Below are 19,426 nucleotides of genomic sequence, written 5' to 3'. Positions count from 1 at the left end.
TTTTTACAATTGATTATTTTTGCCAAAAAATTATATGTAAGTTTGACATGTCAAAAAACAAGCCATAATTTTACAAAAATAGCATTTAAACCTTTGCAGACAAACTTATTTAATATCGTTTTAATATCATTTTTCCTAACAATGGGATGTGGTAATTTATATTCGCAAGAGATAAAATCTAAAAAAAAGCCTTTACCAGCTGCAAAACAAACAGATAAGCCTCAAATTATTCCTAATGACACTATAAAATTGGATACAGTCAGGCCTACTAAGACTTTTTTAGACGGTAAGGTTAGGTACAAGGCAAAAGATTACGCAAAAATCGATCAAAAGAGAAAACTAATCACTTTATATAATGAAGCTGAATTATACTATAAAGATGTTGAACTAAAATCTGGTATAATTGTTTTGAATTATGAAAAAGATGAAGTTTATGCCGGGAGAATTAAGGATTCTGCCGGAGTTTTAGTACAGTTCCCTAACTTTAAACAAGGTGAAAGCGAGGTACAGCCCGATTCTATCCGCTTTAACTTTAAAACAAAAAAAGCTTTAATTTACAATTCAAGAACCAAACAAGGTGAGTTAAATATTAAAGCAGCGGTTACTAAAAAAGAAAATGATTCTGTTTATTATCTAAAGGGTGCACGTATAACAACGGCTCAGGATATTGACAATCCGGAATACTACTTTAGAACGAGCAAAATAAAATTTGTTCCCGGAAAAAAAATTGTTACCGGTTTAACTCAAATGGTTATTGCTGATGTGCCTACACCGCTGGCATTGCCTTATGGTTATTTTCCATTAAGTCAGGAAAAAAGCGTTTCGGGTATTATTATCCCAAGTTATAATGATTCGAATACCAGAGGTTTCTCTTTACAAAATGGAGGTTATTATTTTGCTTTGAGTGATAATTATGACTTGACTGTTTTGGGAGATTATTATACCAATGGTAGTTATGCCATGCGTTTTGAATCTGCGTATGCGACCCGATATAAATATAGAGGAAACGTTAATATTCGATTTGAGAATTTGATTAGCAGCGAAAGAGGTTATCCGGATTATTCAAAACAAAATATTTACAATATTCAGTGGTCTCATTCAAAAGACACAAAATCTAATCCTAATTCGAGTTTTAGTGCATCTGTAAACATGGGTAGCAGCAAGTACTTTAAACAGTCTATTAATCAGGCTAACGTTGGTTCGAATTTGAACAATACATTAAGTTCATCGATTTCATATAACAAAACTTTTAACACCATTCCGGGTTCTCGTATTTCGTTGTCTGCTACGCATCAGCAAAATACGCAGACAGAGCAAATCCAGATGAGTCTTCCTAATCTTCAGGGAAGTATTGATCGTGTTTATCCTTTTGTTGGAAAAGATGGCGTTAAAAAAGGGTTTATCAAAAACATCAACCTGCAATACAACGTAACAGGTAAAAACAATATCACTACTTATGATTCATTGTTTTTTAAGCCTCAAATGTTTAGAGACGCACAAATTGGTATGCAGCACTCTATTCCTATTAGTACCAACTTTAAAATATTCAAATATTTTAGTGCCGGAGCATCAACAAACTATCAGGAAACCTGGGTAACAAAAACTATTAAGAAAGGTTTTGACGAAAGTGAAGGAAAAGTGGATGATAAAACAGTAAATGGTTTTGACTCTTACAGAACGTATAATTTAAGCACTAATTTAGGAACTACAATTTACGGTACATTTAATTTTGGTGAAGACAAAAGAATTCAGTCTATCCGCCACGTTATGAGACCGAGTCTTACGTATTCGTATACGCCAAGTTTTGATCAATATTATGAACATTATACAGTTGATGCATCTGGTAAAATTTCGACCGATGAATACTCGCGGTTCGCAAATGGTATTTACGGCGCACCAGGGCAAAGCAATTCGAACATTGTAGGGTTTTCATTAAGCAATACGTTTGAAGCTAAAGTAAGAGATAAAGACAGTACAAAAACGGAACCTAAGAAAATAATGCTGTTGAACAATTTAAACTTCAACACCAGTTATAATTTTAGTGCAGACGGAAAAAAGGCTTTAGCTTGGCAGCCAATTGTAGTAAGCGGAGGAACACAGTTTTTTGACAATAAAATGAATGTCAATTTTGGGGCTGTTTTAAATCCTTATGCTATCGACAACGCAGGAAATGTTATAAACAAGTATAATATTGATAATGGCGGAAGTTTGTTTAGAATGACAAGTGCAAACCTTACCATGAACTACTCTTTCTCGAATAAAGGAACCGGAAAAGAAAAAAACACCCAAAGTCAGCGAAACGGTGGTCGTAATGATGACTTATTTGGAACAAACACAGATTTAAATGACAGCCGAAATAGTCAGTTTGCTAATGAACCGGAACGCGACGAAGATGTCGTAAGCGAGTTTTTTAGTTCAAAAATTCCTTGGGATATGACCATGGCGTATTCGCTTACTTATTCCAATACTGCCAGAGAAAATAAAATATCCGGAAACTCTATTATGATTTCTGCCAATATGGATATTACGCCTAAATGGAAAGGCGGGGTTTCTACTGGTTATGATTTTGTTCAAAAAGGGGTTACTTTTACTCAATTCCGTTTTGAAAGAGATTTGTTAAGCTGGAGAATGGCTTTTAACTGGAATCCGATGGGACCAAACGCTAACTGGAATTTCTTCATTGGAATTAAATCGGGTATGCTGAGTGACATTAAATGGAATAAACGCAGTACTTCTAATCGATAATTCGTCGACTTAAAATAAATTTATCATGAAAAAAATAATCTTTACAGAAAAGGCTCCGGCTCCTATTGGGCCATATAATCAGGCCGTATTATCAGGAAATACACTTTATGCTTCTGGCCAGATTGCTATAAATCCGGCTTCAGGCGAACTTGTAACTGACAATATTAATGACGAGACAAAACAAGTAATGGAGAATATTGCAGCTATATTAGAAGCGGCTGATATGACTTTTGAAAATGTTGTAAAAGCAACAATCTTCATTATGGATATGAACAATTTTGGTGCTATTAACACTATTTACGGTTCTTATTTTAACGAAAAAACCGCTCCAGCACGTGAAACGGTTCAAGTGGCATGTCTGCCAAAAAATGTAAATGTTGAGATCTCTATAATTGCTGTGCAATAGCATTTAATAATAATTGTGCCGTTGCTTCATTTGTTGCCAGCGGCACATTATGTACATCGCAAACACGAATTAACATATTGATATCAGCTTCATGCGGATGACTTGATAATGGATCTTTAAAAAAGAACACCATCTGTGTAATTCCTTCCGCTACTCTTCCTGCAATCTGTGCATCACCTCCTAAAGGCCCGGAAAGCATTCTTTGCGTTTTAAATCCCGCTGCTTCGGCTTTTCCTCCAGTTGTTCCGGTACCAATAAGTCTGATTTTTTCATTATGAAGAACTGCTTCGTTTTTAATCAAAAAATCAATCAAATCTGCTTTTTTACCGTCGTGTGCAATGATGGCAATTTCCATAAACCCTGAACTATTGATTAGCAACATGGTAAGCAATTAAACCGTCAATTGGCCTTCTTAACACATTTCCTAATTTAAGCTCGTATTTATCGAAAGTTTCTTGTAATTCATCTTTTAGATAAAATGCAATAGAACCAACAAAATGCACAGGAACTTCTTTACAGTTATCAAACTGTTTGATGTAGTTTTTAACGAAAGATTTCATTCCTTTGAAAATAATTTTTCTGCAGAATTCTGTGTCTTTATGCTTGATTAAAAACTTAGCAAAAGTTGCTAAATAAGCATTTGGGTTTGGTTCTTTATATAATTTGTTTTTAATAAAATCAGGATCAACGTCGTATTCTTTTTCAAGCTCAAGCGCTAATTCTTTTGGCATTTTATTAAAATAGTATTTTCTAATTAATTCTTTTCCAAAAACGTTTCCGCTGCAGTCATCCATTACAATATATCCTAATGACTGAACTTTTTGGTGCAATACTTTTCCATCAAAATAACTGCAGTTTGAGCCAGTTCCTAAGATCGATACGATTGCTTCTTCTCCTTTTGGAGTTGTAGCGTAAACAGCCGCATAAGTATCTTCCTGAACATCAACAATAGCGTTAGTAAAATACTCCTGAAAGATTTGCTTTAAAGCTTCTTTCATTCTGTCTGTTCCACAACCTGCTCCGTAAAAGAACAAATGTGTTGCATTTTTTTTATTTTGCAGAATATCAAAACGGTCGTTTAATCTTGCGATAATTTCCGGTCCGTCAAGAATTTCAGGATTTAATCCTAAGGTTTGTGTCGTGAATAATACTTTTCCATTATCATCAATTGCAATCCAATCGGCTTTAGTAGATCCACTATCAACTATTAATTTCATTTTTTTTGTTTTTTGAATTAGTTTTTCTTCAAATAAGTGTGTTTTTTACATTAATTAAAGACAGAACAAAATAAGAAAATCCCGTTACTTGGTGATAACGGGATTTTGTAAAAATATATAATATTATTTTAAACCTGCAATATGTACAGATAAATCGATCAATTTGCTTGAGTATCCATACTCATTATCATACCAAGATACTAATTTGAAGAAAGTTGAATTTAAACCAATTCCTGCAGTAGAATCAATGATTGAAGTTCTTTTGTCAGAAATGAAATCCTGAGATACAACTGCATCTTCTGTGAATCCTAAGATACCTTTTAAATCAGTTTCAGAAGATTTTTTCAAAACTGCCATAATTTCTTCATAAGAAGTTTCTTTAGCAACTTTTACAGTTAAATCTACTACAGAAACGTCAGCAGTAGGAACACGGAAAGACATTCCAGTTAATTTTCCATTCAAAGATGGAATTACTTTTCCAACCGCTTTTGCAGCTCCAGTTGAAGAAGGAATAATATTAATTGCAGCAGCACGTCCACCTCTCCAGTCTTTTCTAGAAGGTCCGTCAGCAGTCATTTGAGTTGAAGTAGTTGCATGAACAGTTGTCATTAAACCTTCAACGATTTCGAAATTATCGTGGATAACTTTAGCTAATGGAGCTAAACAGTTTGTAGTACAAGAAGCGTTAGAAACTACTAAATCAGAAGCTTTTGCAGTTTCGTGGTTAACTCCCATTACAAACATTGGAGCATCTGCAGATGGAGCAGAAATGATAACTTTCTTAGCACCACCTTTAATGTGCTCATTTGCAGTTTCGATAGTTGTGAAGATACCAGTACATTCTGCTACTACATCAACATCTACTTCATTCCATTTTAAGTCAGCAGGGTTTCTTTCTGCAGTGATACGGATATTTCTTCCGTTTACATAAAGTTTTCCTTCTTTAACTTCTACAGTTCCGTTGAAACGACCGTGAACAGAATCATATTTTAATAAGTAAGCTAAGTGATCTACGTCTAATAAATCGTTGATTGCTACAACTTCTACATTATCTCTATTGAAAGACTCTCTAAAAACGATTCTTCCGATACGTCCAAATCCGTTTATTCCTAATTTTACTTTTGACATTTTACTAAATTTTTGCTTTTGTTTTTATTATACTAATTCAAAGTCTAATTTCCTCACAATAAACTTCTTCTCTTTTAAACTTTTCTCTTATATAATTATGTAGACATAATGTCTGACACTCTCAATAATTCTCTATCAATTTCCGATTTACCTTTAATTGCCTGCTCAAGCGGAGTTAAAATAACTTTATCTTCCTTAAGACCAACCATGTAATTTGATTTTCCTTCAATTAAAGATTCTACTGCTTTTACACCAAGACGGCTTGCTAAAACACGGTCAAAACAAGATGGTGAACCACCACGCTGCATATGTCCTAAAACAGATACTCTTACGTCGTACTCCGGTAAATTAGCTTCAACGTAATCTTTTAATTCGAATACGTTTTTACCAATTTTATCACCTTCGGCAATAACCACTATACTTGATGATTTTCCTGAAGCTTTACTTTTTTGAAGAGAGTCAAGCAGTCTGTCAAGACCTAAATCTTCTTCAGGAATAAGGATTTCTTCTGCACCTGCACCAATTCCTGCATTAAGTGCGATGTGACCTGCATCTCTACCCATAACCTCTACAAAGAATAAACGGTTATGTGAACTTGCAGTATCTCTAATTTTATCAATACAGTCAACAACAGTATTCAAAGCAGTATCATAACCCAGTGTAAAGCTTGTACCGAAAATATCATTATCGATTGTACCAGGAATTCCCATTACCGGGAAATTATATTCAGCATTGAAAATTAAACCTCCGGTAAAACTTCCGTCACCACCAATAACTACTAAAGCATCAATTCCGGCTTTTAAAAGGTTTTCGTGCGCTTTTTTTCTTCCTTCAGGTGTTCTAAAATCAACAGAACGAGCTGATTTTAAGATCGTTCCTCCTTTATTTACAATATTATTCACGCTTCGAGGGCCCATTTCTTTAAAGTCGCCTTCTATCATTCCTTGATACCCTCTATAAATTCCGATGCATTCTATATTATGATAAGCACATGTTCGAACAACAGATCGTATTGCAGCATTCATTCCTGGTGAGTCTCCTCCTGAGGTAAGAACACCTACTTTTTTTATTGTTTTTGACATTATTTAAGTATTAAAGTTGTAAATTTAGCAAACATTCAGCACTTTTCGGGTTATGTTTATAATAAATTAGTAAAATATGTTAAATTCAAACGTTTTCGTTAATAAGTTTTTTGATACCAAAAATTTCATTTAAAATAATAAATACCCCATTTTTTAATTAATTCTTTAAAAATAACAATACCTAAATGAAGTGTTATAAAAATATAAAGAACAGCGCTTTAGCAAAAAAATACTAAAACCATAAAGTTAGGCATAAAAAAACCATTCGTTGATGCGAATGGTTTTTTTATAATCTTTTTTAACAATGTGTTAGAAATCGTTGTCAGGAATCAAACCTTCATTATTGTTTTGAGGTTTTGGCTTTTTCTCCTCTTCTTTTTCTTTTTCAGATTTCTTTTTATCTTTTTCAGCTTCTTTTTTGTTGTTATTGAAATTAACAAAATCCGGATTTAAATTAGAATCCTGAAAATCATCTGAGGTTTTTATAGCTTTTTCGAGTTTATGGCTTTTAAACAACTTATTGACCAGTTCGCTGAAAGTATCAAAATCGACTTCATACGAAATACCAACTCCTTGTGTATAACCAATTCCTTGTCCTATATAATTAATATCATTTTCTTTATTGAACAAACGAAGGTTCATTGATCCGTCTTCGTTTACTCTATACAATATTTCAATATCTCCAACAATGGCCGATTCGTTTACTCCCCCAACAGGAACACCTACTTTTCCGTTTATTGAAATTCGTTCATTAATCTGCGATGAAATATTGGCGACAAACTGCCCGTCGGCTTCCTGCCCTATTCTTCTGTCTGCCGATATAAAATTCAAATCTATATTAATAAGGTCATTATCCGATTTTATAATACCGCCCAATAAACTTGCTGCCGTTTCTGCAAAAGTTCCGGATAAATCGCTTTGATTAAACCCGTCCTGACTCATAAATGAACCAGTCGACAATAAATACAAGGCTTGTGTCTGCCTCACATCTTTATCATCTAACTTATATTGTATTTCTGATTTTAAAACATTACTTACCGATGGAAACTGAATATCAAAATTAGGTTCAGGACTTGTTAAATCGCCTCTTAAACCAATTACAACTTCTACAGGAACTTTTTTATTGAAAGACGAATTGTCCAATAATACCGCAGGATTTGCAGATGTTCTGTAAACTGCTTCTAAATTAAGCTGTGCTTTCATTGGGTTTCCTTCCCAAATAATCGAACCTCCTTTTTTAACCGCAAACTTTTTATCGATTAAACCTCCATATTTAAAGTTATACGTTCCTTCGTATGCCTGGAAATCTCCCCACATATTAAATTTACCCAGCGTATTGATTTTAAACAATAACGATCCGTATCCTTTTCCTTTCATACCATGACCGGAATTTCGATCCAGAATTACTTCAACCTCGGCATCTGGCGTAATATCAAAATCAAATTCTAATTCAAGTCCGTTATAATTTCGGGTTTTCTCAACAATACCTTTAGATAAATTGTATTTCTCTTTTGGCGTTACAAAGTGAATCCAATTGCTTTCACTGGAATTTTGCACGTTGCTGATCGGAATCTTAACTTCTGTTCCTTTTTCAGATTTTGCATCAACCTTAATAAATAGGCTTTGTGTAGGACCTTTTATACTCGCAGTACCGTTTATAAATGCCGTTCCAAAATACGCCGCATCTTCGCTGTCTTTTGTATCAAGTGCCAATAATCGTTTTGAAGTTATGGTTAAATCTAATTTCCAGTCTCCAAAATTATGATGCTCAATTGTTCCGTTCAGCAATCCTTTTGTTCCGAATTTTGTATCGGTTAACTGATTATTTCTAAACAAGAATTTTTCATCGGTTAAATCAATAACCGTTCTGTCACTTAATGCATAATCAACATTTAAGTACGGAATTGTCATTCCGGCTTTTTCAACATACAAACGCCCGTTGATTTCCGGTTTTTTCAAATTCCCTACAACAGCCGCATTTCCCGAAACTGAACCTCTGATATTTGATAATACATCACCGCCGACAGTTCCTAACGTTGCCAGATCAAATCCTTCGAGTTTTAAATTTAGATCTAAGAATGTCTCTTTATTTTCGACAGCAATAGTTCCGTTTGCTCTAAACGACTCTGCAAAACCATTTACAATCGAAGAATTTATAGTAAACTTTTTAAAACTCTGATCTCCTGAAATATCAAAATTCAAAGTTCCCAGATCGACTTTATTTAAATTAAGATGATCAACCACAATATTTGCCGTGGGCTGAAAAACATCTTTATTCTGCTTATAATTTATATTTCCGTTTAAATTTCCGTTGAAAACAAACTTCGAATTAAAAGGCGTAATTTTATTGATATCTACATCTTCAAAATTGAGGACGAGATCTTTATAATCTTTCCCTTTAATAACTCCGTTTAAATCAATTTTCTGATTTTCATGCGACAGTACGATATTATCAATCGTGAAGTTTTTAAAATACTGATCAAAAACAATCTGGTTGTCTTTTTTTGCATCTTCATTTAAATACCATAAATAGTCTTTAAACTTCATTTCAGATTTCTTGATTCCAACTATATTATTTTTGTTTTTATCAATGGTATGAAACAAGTCCAGATTGAAATAATCCTGACCTTTGTCACCCCCCTTAAACTCAGAACGAACAAACAAAGTATCTTTTGATGTTACATTGATTAAATTAAAATCTCGTATTTTATAATAGGGCGTTTTTATACTATCCAACTCAATGAAAGCATTATAAAGCGGGTTTTTATTGTCAATGCTGATTCTGATATTATCAAAAGTATTTTTAGCCGCGCTGATTTGTTTTGATCTGAATCCAAATTTAAATTCCTGCAAGTCCGAATCTATTTTTCCACGAACCACTGTACTTGAATCGATTTTCATTTCAGGATACAGCATTTCTACAACCTTATTATACACATGAAAGTTGAAACGCAGAAACTGCCCTTTTTTAACTTTAAAAGGTTTATAGTTTGTATAGAGACTTCCAACAGAATTCATTACCAGTTTATCCAATTGTGCAAACTGAAATTTACCCACAATTTTTCCTTCAACAATATCAGATGAATTAACGGTTATAGTCCGAAGCCTGTCTGCATCAAAATTTGAACTTACCGTAACTTCATCAAAAGCGTACGTTGCCTTTGGATTTTGATATTCGGCATCTTTAATATAAATATTTCCCTGAAGATTTTCTATCGAATTTCCTGTCAGCTGTACAACGGCATCACCTTTAAAATGTGAAATAGAATCACTAACGAATTTCAGTTTTCGCAAATCTGAATTTTCGACATTGATATGAAAATCGTAACGGCTTTCTTTTTTGCTTAAATCGACCAAACCATCAAATGTCAAGTTTAAATTTGGATCATTTACAGAGATTTGTCCTTTATAGTAAGGCAGTTTGAAATTACCATTTACAACAATATTACTATACGTGTATTTATTGTAATCTAACTTGGCAATATCTCCTTTTATAATCGTGTTCAGATATTTTTCGGTAAAACCAACACCGTCAACATCAACATCTAAAGTTGTTCTTCCAATATCTTTTCGATCTAATAGGGCGCCAACATTAAAATTATCTAAAACTATATTTCCCGAATAAGAAGCTTTATCGATAAAATCCATATTATTCATATGAAGATCTACTTTACCGTTTCCTAAATCAGTTGCCATCTTAAAATCGGCTTCGAGCACAGTTGTCGAAACTTTTGCTTTCCCTACAATATTAAATTTCCCGATTCTTTTTAGTTCTTTCGGAAGTTTTTTACCTAAAATACCCGGAAGTAAAACCACCAGATTATCATAACTTGAAATCAATTTATCGAACTTTCCGTCCATAGAAAATTTTTGTTCTTTTGTTCCCAAAAGATTTCTAAAATTGATTGTTCCAAAAATTTTCGAACCATTTGCATCGCTAAGTCTAAGGCGGTTTAGATTCAGATTATTTAAAGTCCCTTTTATTTTCGTTCTGATTTTAAAATGCTGGTTTTTTCCTAAGCCATCATAAAAATAACGAATATCGTTTGAAGCAATTGAAGACGAATCCAGCGCCACATTAAACTGCACTTTATCTGTAAATTCCAGAAAATCGCCAGGCTTATAATTTAAAATTGCTTTTCCGTAAATCGAAGATCTTTTGGTTTTAATAGCCAAATTTTCGACTTTAATCTGTTTTTTAGTATAACTGAATTTTCCTGTAAAGTTCGAAACGTACAAGCCACGGTGATCCTGAAACGAAAATCTGTGAATTATAGTTGTTACATCAGGGCCATATAATTTAAAATCGCTTATGTAAGCGTTTAATTTTTTAAAATTTAAAAACTGAGGTGTTCTTTTATTTTCATCTACTACAGAAAAATTTCCGTTTTCGATATAGGCATTTTTAGCTGTAAAGAGAAAATGTTTACCCGATTGTTTCTTTTCTTCTTTGGTTTCAAACAATTTAATAAACTTATTAATATTGTTTTCATTTTCGTTTTTATACGTTTTTATATTAAAAATCAACCCCGTTAAACGAAGATCACCAAAAAGTAAATCGCCGTCAATAAGTCGTTTTATACTTAAAATATCAGTAGTAATGATATCAGAATAAATCAGCGTTTTGCTGTGATGATCTAAAATCAGGACTTTTTTTAGTTTTACACCACCAAAAATGTTAATAGCAACTTTATCAATACTAATCTTTGTTTTAAAATCAGTATTAAGGGTTTCGGTAACATATTTAGCGATTTTTGTCTGTACGACAGGCAGAGAAAGAGTGATAGCAAGTATCAGCAAAAGTAAAATTAAGCCAATCAGGGTTCTGGATACTATTTTCTTAACTCTTTTGATAACTGGTATTATTATTGATTTTGTTTTAATTTAATTTGAACAGACAAAGGTCGGCTGTTTTGATAAAAATTCTTTAATTTTGGGGCTCTGCTTCAAATCAAAGCAATTCAAAATTTGATTTGTCAAATATAATTCAAAATTCGTGCCTTTATATGCAAAATTCAGAGGTTTTTATTCTTGCCATCGAAAGTTCATGCGATGATACTGCTGCCGCAGTTTTACATAACGATAAAGTTCTCTCAAATGTTGTGGCTAATCAATTAATTCACAATCAATATGGCGGTGTAGTTCCTGAATTAGCTTCAAGGGCGCATCAGCAAAATATAGTTCCTGTAATCGACGCAGCGCTTCGTAAAGCAAATGTACAAAAAGAACAGCTAACTGCCATTGCCTTTACACAAGGTCCGGGCTTAATGGGATCCTTGTTAGTGGGAAGTTCTTTCAGTAAATCATTATCATTAGCATTAAACATTCCGTTAATTGCTGTAAATCATATGCATGCCCATATTTTAGCCCATTTTATTGATGAAGAAGGCTATGATAAACCTGAATTTCCTTTTTTAGCTTTAACCATCAGCGGAGGACATACGCAGATTGTAAAAGTGAACAGCTTTTTTGATATGGAAATTATTGGTGAAACCACTGATGATGCGGTTGGAGAAGCTTTTGATAAGAGTGCAAAAATCTTAGGACTTCCCTACCCAGGCGGGCCTTTGATCGACAAATATGCAAAAGAAGGAAATCCAAAGGCTTTCACTTTTACAAAACCAAAAGTTCCGGGATTAGATTTTAGTTTTTCAGGTTTGAAAACAGCGATTTTATATTTTATACAGAAAAATAAACTGGAGAATCCAAATTTTGTTGATGAAAACCTAAATGATATCTGTGCTTCTATTCAGCATACGATTATCGAAATTTTGATGGACAAACTAAAATTAGCTGTCAAAGAAACCGGAATTAAACAAATTGCGATTGGCGGAGGTGTTTCGGCAAATTCAGGAATCAGAACTACTTTGAAAGAAAGCGAAGCCAAATATGGTTGGAAAACTTTTATTCCAAAATTCGAATACACTACAGATAATGCGGCAATGATTGGAATTGTGGGCTATCAAAAATATTTATCAAGTCGTTTTGAAACTTCTGCGGTGGTTTCTAAAGCGCGAATTCAATTTTAATTATGCAGTTATTTTACAATCCGGATATTGACGAAACAACCGAAAGTTTTTCTTTTGATAAAGAAGAAAGCAAACATATTATAAAAGTTTTACGAAAAAAAGATTCGGATATTTTATATGTTACAAACGGTTTAGGCTTATTGTTTGAAACTGAAATTACGCTGGCTTCAGACAATAAATGTATTGTTGCAGTTCGTTCGATAAAAAAATCTCCCGAACCAAAATTTCGTCTGCATTTAGCGGTTGCTCCAACCAAAATGAATGATCGTTTTGAATGGTTTTTAGAAAAAGCAACAGAGATTGGAATTCAGGAAATCACGCCAATTATCTGCGATCGTTCAGAACGAAAAGTGATTAATTTAGAGCGTTTTGAAAAGATTATTTTATCGGCAATGAAACAATCAAATGAAACTTATTTTCCAAAACTGAATGAAGCGGTTTCATTTAAAGAATTCATCAAACAAAAAAATCAGGGTTTACAATTTATTGCACATTGTGAGGAAACAGATAAAAAGTCTTTGAAGGAAACTTTAAAACCAAATGAAGATGTTACTTTATTAATTGGTCCCGAAGGAGATTTTTCTGAAAAGGAAATAGCTTTGGCAATTGAAAATAAATATCAGCCGGTAACTTTAGGAAATACACGTTTGCGAACAGAAACCGCTGCAATTGTAGCTTGTCACAGCGTTGTATTTTTTAATGAAACGTCAAATTAAATTTTGCTTGTAAACAGCTATGAAAAAACTTCTTCTTTTATTTTTATTGGTTTCAACAGCTTCATTCTCACAAGAAATTGCTTTGCTTAAATACAGCGGCGGCGGCGATTGGTATGCAAACCCAACATCTTTGCCTAATTTAATTCGTTTTTGCAATTCGACCATCAATACCAGAATAAAAGCAAAACCATCAACAGTGGAGCCGGGTAATCCAGATTTGCTTTCGTATCCGTTTGTGCACATGACCGGACATGGAAATGTTGTTTTCAGCGATTCTGACATAACAAATCTTAGAAATTATTTATACGGGGGCGGTTTTCTTCATATCGATGATAATTACGGTATGGATCAATACATTCGAAAAGAAATCAAAAAAATATTTCCAAATAATAATTTAGTTGAAATTCCGGCAAACCACCCTATTTTTCAAAAACCATTTTCTTTCCCAAACGGATTACCTAAAATTCACGAACATGACGGAACCCGTCCGCAGGCGTTTGGAATTTTTGTAGAGAATAAATTGGTTTTACTGTATACTTACGAATGTGATTTAGGCGACGGCTGGGAAGACCCGGAAGTTCATAATGATCCTGCAAATGTTCGCGACAAAGCATTAAAAATGGGTGCTAACATTATCAATTATATCTTTACCAATTAAATTTTAAAAAGTGCAGCTTACTCACGAAGAAAATCAATTTGAGAGAAAAACATTTCCTATAACTTTGGTTTGCGATCATATTTATTTTCAGCAAAACATAGGTTCACTCTTTAGAATTTCTGAGGCTTTTGGTGTCGAAAACATTATTTTTCTGGGGAAAGATATTCCGCTTACCCCAAGAAAAATTAACAAAACTTCCCGAAGTACACATCTTCATGTACCGCATCAAATTATCGAAGAAACTTCAGAATTAATTACTTATTTACAGCAAAACTATTTCGAAGTTATTGCGTTAGAAATCACAAGCAATAGCAAACCTCTAAGAGAAGTTGTACTTCCAAACAAAAAAACTGCACTTATAATTGGAAGTGAAATTGATGGTATTTCAGATGAACTTTTAAAAATCTGCGATCAAATTGTGCACATCAATATGTTTGGAAAAAATTCCAGCATGAATGTTGTACAAGCTGCGAGTATTGCGCTGTATGAGATTACTTCTTTCAGTCTTTAACATAAAAAGACACTTTTCTGAAAAACGTAGAAATACGTAGGAAAAACGTTAAAATCAAAACAAACAATTTAGTAAAAGGTTAAATTTTAATCTAATTATAGTTTTTTTACTCTTAAATTATTCATAAATAAGAATTTACATCATAAAAATAATTTTAACTTTTTTGTAAGAACTAGACTATACAAGGGATTGTAAAATTTCTCAAAAATAAATTCATATAAAAATTTGGCTACAAAATGATTTTGTTATAAAATTGCGATCTGGTTAACCAAAACTAATATTTTATAACAAAAAACCCCGTTATTATGAAAAAAGTTATTATTACTGCATTTACAGCACTGGTGCTGTTTTCTTGTCAAAACGATCAATCTGCTGACGCAAGCGGATCAGAAGCTGCTGCTGCAAAAACAACACTTCGTTCTTGCGCAACTCAGGATGTTTTAGAAGCTCAGTTAAAAGCTGATCCTACATTAGCGATCAGAATGAACGAAATTGAAGCTTTTACAAACAAAACTTTACTTACAGGGAAACTTGTAAATGGTAAAATACAAATTCCTGTTGTAGTAAACGTTTTGTACAGAACAACTGCAGAGAATATCTCAAATGCTCAAATTCAATCTCAAATTGATGTTCTAAACAAAGATTTCAACGCACAAAACTCTGATTATAACAGCGTACCGGCACTTTTTGCAGGTGTTAAAGCTAACGTTGGAATTTCATTTGTTTTAGATCAGGTTATTAGAAAATCTACAACTAAAACTTCTTGGGGAACCAATGATGCGATGAAAAAAACGGCTCAGGGCGGTTTAGCACCAACTTCTCCAACTACAAAGCTTAATTTATGGGCTTGTAAAATTGGCGGCGGAATTTTAGGTTATGCACAATTCCCTGGAGGATCTTCTTCTACAGATGGAGTTGTAATTGATTCTAAATATTTCGGATTGTCTGGTGCTTCAGCAGCTCCTTACAATTTAGGAAGAACTGGTACTCACGAAGTTGGGCACTGGATGAACCTACGTCACATTTGGGGAGATGCAACTTGCGGAAGCGATTTAGTTTCAGACACACCTACTCACAACACTGCAAACTATGGCGTTCCTGCTTATCCACACTACAGTACTTGTTCTGGTACTCCGGTAGAAATGACAATGAACTACATGGACTACACTGATGATGCTGGAATGTATATGTTTTCTAACGGACAGAAAAACAGAATGGCTGCAATCTTCGTAAGCGGAGGTGCAAGATTTTCTTTTGGACAGCCTTAATTTAGACAGTCTTAAAATACCTTATAAAGGCGAGATGGAAACATCTCGCTTTTTTATTTTAACGCTGGAATATCAAAAGGTTTTTCCTATTTTTATAGTCTAAAATATAAATATGATAACGTCAAAAACTATTTCTAACGGAATCTTAAGAGCATTAGCTACAATATTAATAATTGGCATTGTCTTATACTTTTTATACGAAATACAAACCGTAATTGTTTACTTATGTATTTCTTTAATATTGTGCCTAATATCAAATCCGCTGGTTTTGTTTTTAAAGAATAAATTAAAATTCAAAGATTCGCTTGCTGCGACAACCGCAATTATTATTTTTATTTTATTAATGGTTGGCTTTATCTTTTTGTTTGTTCCGTTGATTATTTCTCAGGCAAACAATTTATCACTTTTAGATACCAATCAATTGCAGACACAATTTATGGAAACGGAGCAAAGTATTGAAACTTACTTTAATATTCAGCATTTTGATCTAAATAAAGTTCTTAGGGATTCTAAAGTCACTTCGATGTTGAATTTCAGCTATTTTACCGGTTTCATCAATTTGATTTTGAACTTTATGGCTGATATGGGAATGGGATTAGTTTCTGTATTTTTTATTACTTTTTTCTTTATCAAAGATCAGGATGATTTTAAATCTACAGCCAGAAAATTGCTTCCAGATTCAAACGAAGACAAAATATTAAACTCGATTACAAAGATAAACCATATGTTAACCCGCTATTTTATTGGGCTTTTGCTTCAATTAACGGTTGTTTTTATTCTTTATCTGATTGTTTTGGTGATTTTTGGAAACAAGAACGCTTTTGTAATTGCGTTTTTATGTGCTGTTTTAAATATCATCCCTTACATCGGTCCTATTATTGGAACTATTCTGGCTGCTCTTTTAACGATGATCAGCTTAATTGGACAGGATTTTAGATCTGAAATTCTGCCTACAACTATTTATGTTGTGATTGGATTTTTATTGGTTCAGGCCATTGATAATAACATAAGCCAGCCTATAATTTCATCAAAAAGTGTAAATTCGCATCCGTTGGAAATATTCCTTATTACTTTAATTAGCGGCATTACCTTTGGAATCGTGGGAATGATTATCGCTGTTCCGCTTTTTACCATGATAAAAGTAATTTTAAAAGAATTTTTTCCGAATAACAAAATTATATCTGTTTTAACCGAAAGAATTTAGCTTTGAACACTTCTATTTTAAGTAAAAATATTCAAGATTTTATAACGCTGAATAGCAGTGAATCCATTACAAAATTAGCGCTTCAAAAAAATCCTTTTCCTGATGTTGAATGGATTTTAATTTTAAATCAAATTGAAGCAAAGTCAAAAGCAAAAGACAAATTGCCAACCTGGTTTGCTGCCGAAAATATTATTTATCCGAGTAAAGTTTCTGTCGAGCAGACTTCTTCTGAAAAAACGGCGGCTTATAAAGCTTCTTTAATTTCGGGTGAAAGTTTAATTGATCTTACCGGAGGCTTCGGCGTTGATGATTATTATTTTTCCAAACAATTTAAAACTATTACGCATTGCGAAATAAACAAAGATTTATCCGCAATTGTAGAACACAATTTCAAGCAATTAGGGGTTGAAAACTGTAGTTTTTATGCCGATGATTCAGCAAATGTTTTAAATGATTTAAATCAGAAATGGGATTGGATTTACATTGATCCTTCAAGAAGAAATGATGCAAAAGGCAAAGTTTTTATGCTGAAGGACTGTCTGCCAAATGTTCCCGAATCTTTAGATTTTTATTTTGAAAAAACCAATTCTGTTTTAATTAAAACAGCACCTTTATTAGATATTTCCGCAGGTTTATCTGAATTGAAATTTGTAAAAAACATTCATATTATTGCGTTGGAAAATGAAGTAAAAGAATTGCTTTTTGAAATTCATAAAAATTATTCAGGCGGCATAACTTTAAAAACAGCCAATATTTTAAAAGATAAAATAGAGACATTTGAATTTGTTTTAGGCGGCGAAACTCAATTGCCATCGTATCATCTTCCGCAAAAATATCTTTACGAGCCTAATTCGGCAATAATGAAATCGGGAGGATTTGATGAAGTAAGTACGATATTCCAAATCAATAAACTGCACAAACATTCGCATTTATATACTTCAGAAGATTTAATTGATTTTCCGGGCCGCCGTTTTAAGGTCGAGAAAGTAATTTCATACAGCAAAAATGAGATGAAAACGGAGCTGTTAAATCAGCAGGCAAACGTTACAACCCGCAACTTTCCAGAGACCGTAGAAAACATTCGAAAGAAATGGAAAATAAAAAATGGAGGAAATATTTATTGTTTTTTTACAACTGATAAAAATGAAAGCAAAATAGTTTTAATTTGCAGAAAAATAAACTAAAAATGAAACAACTAATTACTCTGACTCTTTTTTTATTAACCTTTACCGCATTTGCCCAAAAACCTTGTGAATACAGCGCCAATGTAACGGACTCAATTGGAACTTATAAAGTAACAAACGAGTATTTGATAAGTGAGAAAAACTTTGGTGGAACTTTTAGTTATGTTTTCTTTTCGCTTGCGCAGACAGACGGCTTACCTACTTTAAATTTACAGCTTATTCAAAAAAGCAAAGACTTTATAAAAGCGAATTGTTTTGACAAAAATTCTAAAGTTTATTTACAATTAGAAAACGGAAAAATTGTTACGCTTCTTCATATTAATCAGGAAAACTGCGGTACTTTAATTCGCGATGACAAAGGTTTTGACAATCGTGTAAATACCGGAATTTTTATGTTTATGAAAGACAATTATGAAGATTTGAAAACTTCGCCTGTTTTGATTATGCGAATTAAATATCTTACGGATACTGAAGATTATATCGTAAAAAGAGAATTAGTTTCTGAAATGAATAGCAAAACGTATCAGCCGAATACGTATTTCATGCAGAATATCAGATGCGTTGAATAGTTATTCGCAATTCCACTTTTGATTCGCAACCGGGTCTTTTAATCCGGTTTTTAAGTTATAATGCCACCATTCTGAATCAAACGAATTGAAACCGTTTTGGATCATTATTTTTTTAAGGAATTTTCGGTTTGATAAAATTTCTTTAGAAAATTTAGTGTAGTTGTGACCGGCTTCGGGACCAAAAAAATCAAAAGCAGTTCCCATTTCAACTTCTTTTCCGTTTACATCGACTAACGAAATATCTACGGCTCCTCCTCTATTGTGGATGGAGCCTTTTTTTGGATCTGCCACATACTCCGGATTCGAAACAATTTTCCACATTTTCTCTTGAATCGATAAAGGTCTGTAGCAATCGTAAAGCTTTATTTTATATCCTTTTTTGATAAAATCTTTATTGGCCGCGACTAAAGCTTTAACGGTTTTTAATCGCAAAAAACATTCTGCACAATCATATACTTTTGCCTTCAGGAAATTATCTTCTGTGGCATATTTCATATCATAAATAAAATCTTTGCTGTAGTCTTTTAGGTTTACAAAACTTGTATCTTCAATTGTATGCTGCACAGGTTCTGCATACGATTCATTTTGTGCTTTCGCAGAAATTATTCCCAGAAAGAATATTAAAAAGATGGAAGATTTAATGAAATGTAACATGAAGTTATAATTTGAGTCATTATTAAAGTAAATATATAAATTTATAATTAAATTC

The 19,426-nt window shown here is 33.0% G+C and carries 16 protein-coding genes; 10 read left to right on the top strand and 6 right to left on the bottom strand.

What is annotated here, in order from left to right; translation table 11 throughout:
- Window positions 1-42 precede the first annotated feature (42 nt).
- Both ASD98_RS08950 and ASD98_RS08945 read left to right on the top strand, forming a co-directional pair.
- Window positions 43-2,745 (top strand): putative LPS assembly protein LptD, encoded by a 2,703-nt coding sequence (locus ASD98_RS08950; RefSeq protein WP_056203310.1) that lies wholly within the window; start codon window positions 43-45, stop codon window positions 2,743-2,745.
- A gap of 25 nt (window positions 2,746-2,770) precedes the next feature.
- Entirely contained in the window at window positions 2,771-3,151 is a 381-nt protein-coding gene (locus tag ASD98_RS08945; RefSeq protein WP_056202992.1) for a RidA family protein, read from the top strand.
- On the opposite strand, the gene ASD98_RS08940 is transcribed toward ASD98_RS08945, so the two are convergent.
- The 5 genes from ASD98_RS08940 to ASD98_RS08920 form a co-directional block, all read right to left on the bottom strand.
- Window positions 3,132-3,506 carry a methylglyoxal synthase gene (locus ASD98_RS08940; protein ID WP_056202989.1) on the bottom strand — a complete coding sequence of 125 codons (375 nt, stop codon included), beginning with the start codon at window positions 3,504-3,506 and terminating at the stop codon, window positions 3,132-3,134. The genes ASD98_RS08945 and ASD98_RS08940 overlap by 20 nt on opposite strands.
- Before the next feature lie 10 nt (window positions 3,507-3,516).
- Window positions 3,517-4,368 carry an N-acetylglucosamine kinase gene (locus ASD98_RS08935; RefSeq protein ID WP_056202985.1) on the bottom strand — a complete coding sequence of 284 codons (852 nt, stop codon included), beginning with the start codon at window positions 4,366-4,368 and terminating at the stop codon, window positions 3,517-3,519.
- Between the two features lie 123 nt (window positions 4,369-4,491).
- On the bottom strand, window positions 4,492-5,496 hold the full coding sequence (gap, locus tag ASD98_RS08930; protein ID WP_053470186.1) for a type I glyceraldehyde-3-phosphate dehydrogenase: 1,005 nt from the start codon (window positions 5,494-5,496) through the stop codon (window positions 4,492-4,494).
- A gap of 95 nt (window positions 5,497-5,591) precedes the next feature.
- The gene (pfkA, locus tag ASD98_RS08925) at window positions 5,592-6,578 is read right to left on the bottom strand and encodes a 6-phosphofructokinase (protein ID WP_056202982.1); all 987 of its coding nucleotides are present in this window, start codon (window positions 6,576-6,578) and stop codon (window positions 5,592-5,594) included.
- Window positions 6,579-6,887: 309 nt separating this feature from the next.
- Window positions 6,888-11,378 (bottom strand): translocation/assembly module TamB domain-containing protein, encoded by a 4,491-nt coding sequence (locus ASD98_RS08920; RefSeq protein ID WP_056202978.1) that lies wholly within the window; start codon window positions 11,376-11,378, stop codon window positions 6,888-6,890.
- 206 nt (window positions 11,379-11,584) lie between these two features.
- Between ASD98_RS08920 and tsaD the strand changes: the two genes are divergently transcribed.
- The 8 genes from tsaD (at window position 11,585) to ASD98_RS08880 (ending at window position 18,717) form a co-directional block, all read left to right on the top strand.
- Window positions 11,585-12,607 carry a tRNA (adenosine(37)-N6)-threonylcarbamoyltransferase complex transferase subunit TsaD gene (gene tsaD / locus ASD98_RS08915; protein WP_053470189.1) on the top strand — a complete coding sequence of 341 codons (1,023 nt, stop codon included), beginning with the start codon at window positions 11,585-11,587 and terminating at the stop codon, window positions 12,605-12,607.
- A gap of 2 nt (window positions 12,608-12,609) precedes the next feature.
- Window positions 12,610-13,323, top strand: coding sequence for a 16S rRNA (uracil(1498)-N(3))-methyltransferase (locus tag ASD98_RS08910; RefSeq protein WP_056202976.1), 714 nt, complete (start codon window positions 12,610-12,612; stop codon window positions 13,321-13,323).
- Between the two features lie 19 nt (window positions 13,324-13,342).
- The gene (locus ASD98_RS08905) at window positions 13,343-13,981 is read left to right on the top strand and encodes a DUF4159 domain-containing protein (RefSeq protein ID WP_056202973.1); all 639 of its coding nucleotides are present in this window, start codon (window positions 13,343-13,345) and stop codon (window positions 13,979-13,981) included.
- A 10-nt stretch (window positions 13,982-13,991) separates the two neighbouring features.
- Window positions 13,992-14,492, top strand: coding sequence for a TrmH family RNA methyltransferase (locus tag ASD98_RS08900; protein WP_056202969.1), 501 nt, complete (start codon window positions 13,992-13,994; stop codon window positions 14,490-14,492).
- A 305-nt stretch (window positions 14,493-14,797) separates the two neighbouring features.
- Complete coding sequence (locus tag ASD98_RS08895; RefSeq protein WP_056202966.1) at window positions 14,798-15,760, top strand: zinc metalloprotease; 963 nt, start codon at window positions 14,798-14,800, stop codon at window positions 15,758-15,760.
- Between the two features lie 112 nt (window positions 15,761-15,872).
- Complete coding sequence (locus ASD98_RS08890; protein ID WP_056202963.1) at window positions 15,873-16,964, top strand: AI-2E family transporter; 1,092 nt, start codon at window positions 15,873-15,875, stop codon at window positions 16,962-16,964.
- Window positions 16,965-16,966: 2 nt separating this feature from the next.
- Window positions 16,967-18,148: a class I SAM-dependent methyltransferase gene (locus ASD98_RS08885; RefSeq protein WP_056202960.1), complete on the top strand. Its 1,182-nt coding sequence runs from the start codon at window positions 16,967-16,969 to the stop codon at window positions 18,146-18,148.
- A 2-nt stretch (window positions 18,149-18,150) separates the two neighbouring features.
- On the top strand, window positions 18,151-18,717 hold the full coding sequence (locus ASD98_RS08880; protein WP_056202957.1) for a hypothetical protein: 567 nt from the start codon (window positions 18,151-18,153) through the stop codon (window positions 18,715-18,717).
- Here ASD98_RS08880 and ASD98_RS08875 read toward each other — a convergent pair whose 3' ends face one another.
- A complete protein-coding gene (locus ASD98_RS08875) occupies window positions 18,718-19,371 on the bottom strand; it encodes a M15 family metallopeptidase (protein ID WP_056202953.1) in 654 nt (217 codons plus the stop codon).
- Window positions 19,372-19,426 lie beyond the last annotated feature (55 nt).

Source organism: Flavobacterium sp. Root186 (genome assembly GCF_001428525.1).
GTDB lineage: Bacteria > Bacteroidota > Bacteroidia > Flavobacteriales > Flavobacteriaceae > Flavobacterium.
The sequence above is the reverse complement of the archived record's forward strand: the minus strand, read 5'-3'. Positions and strand labels throughout refer to the sequence as shown.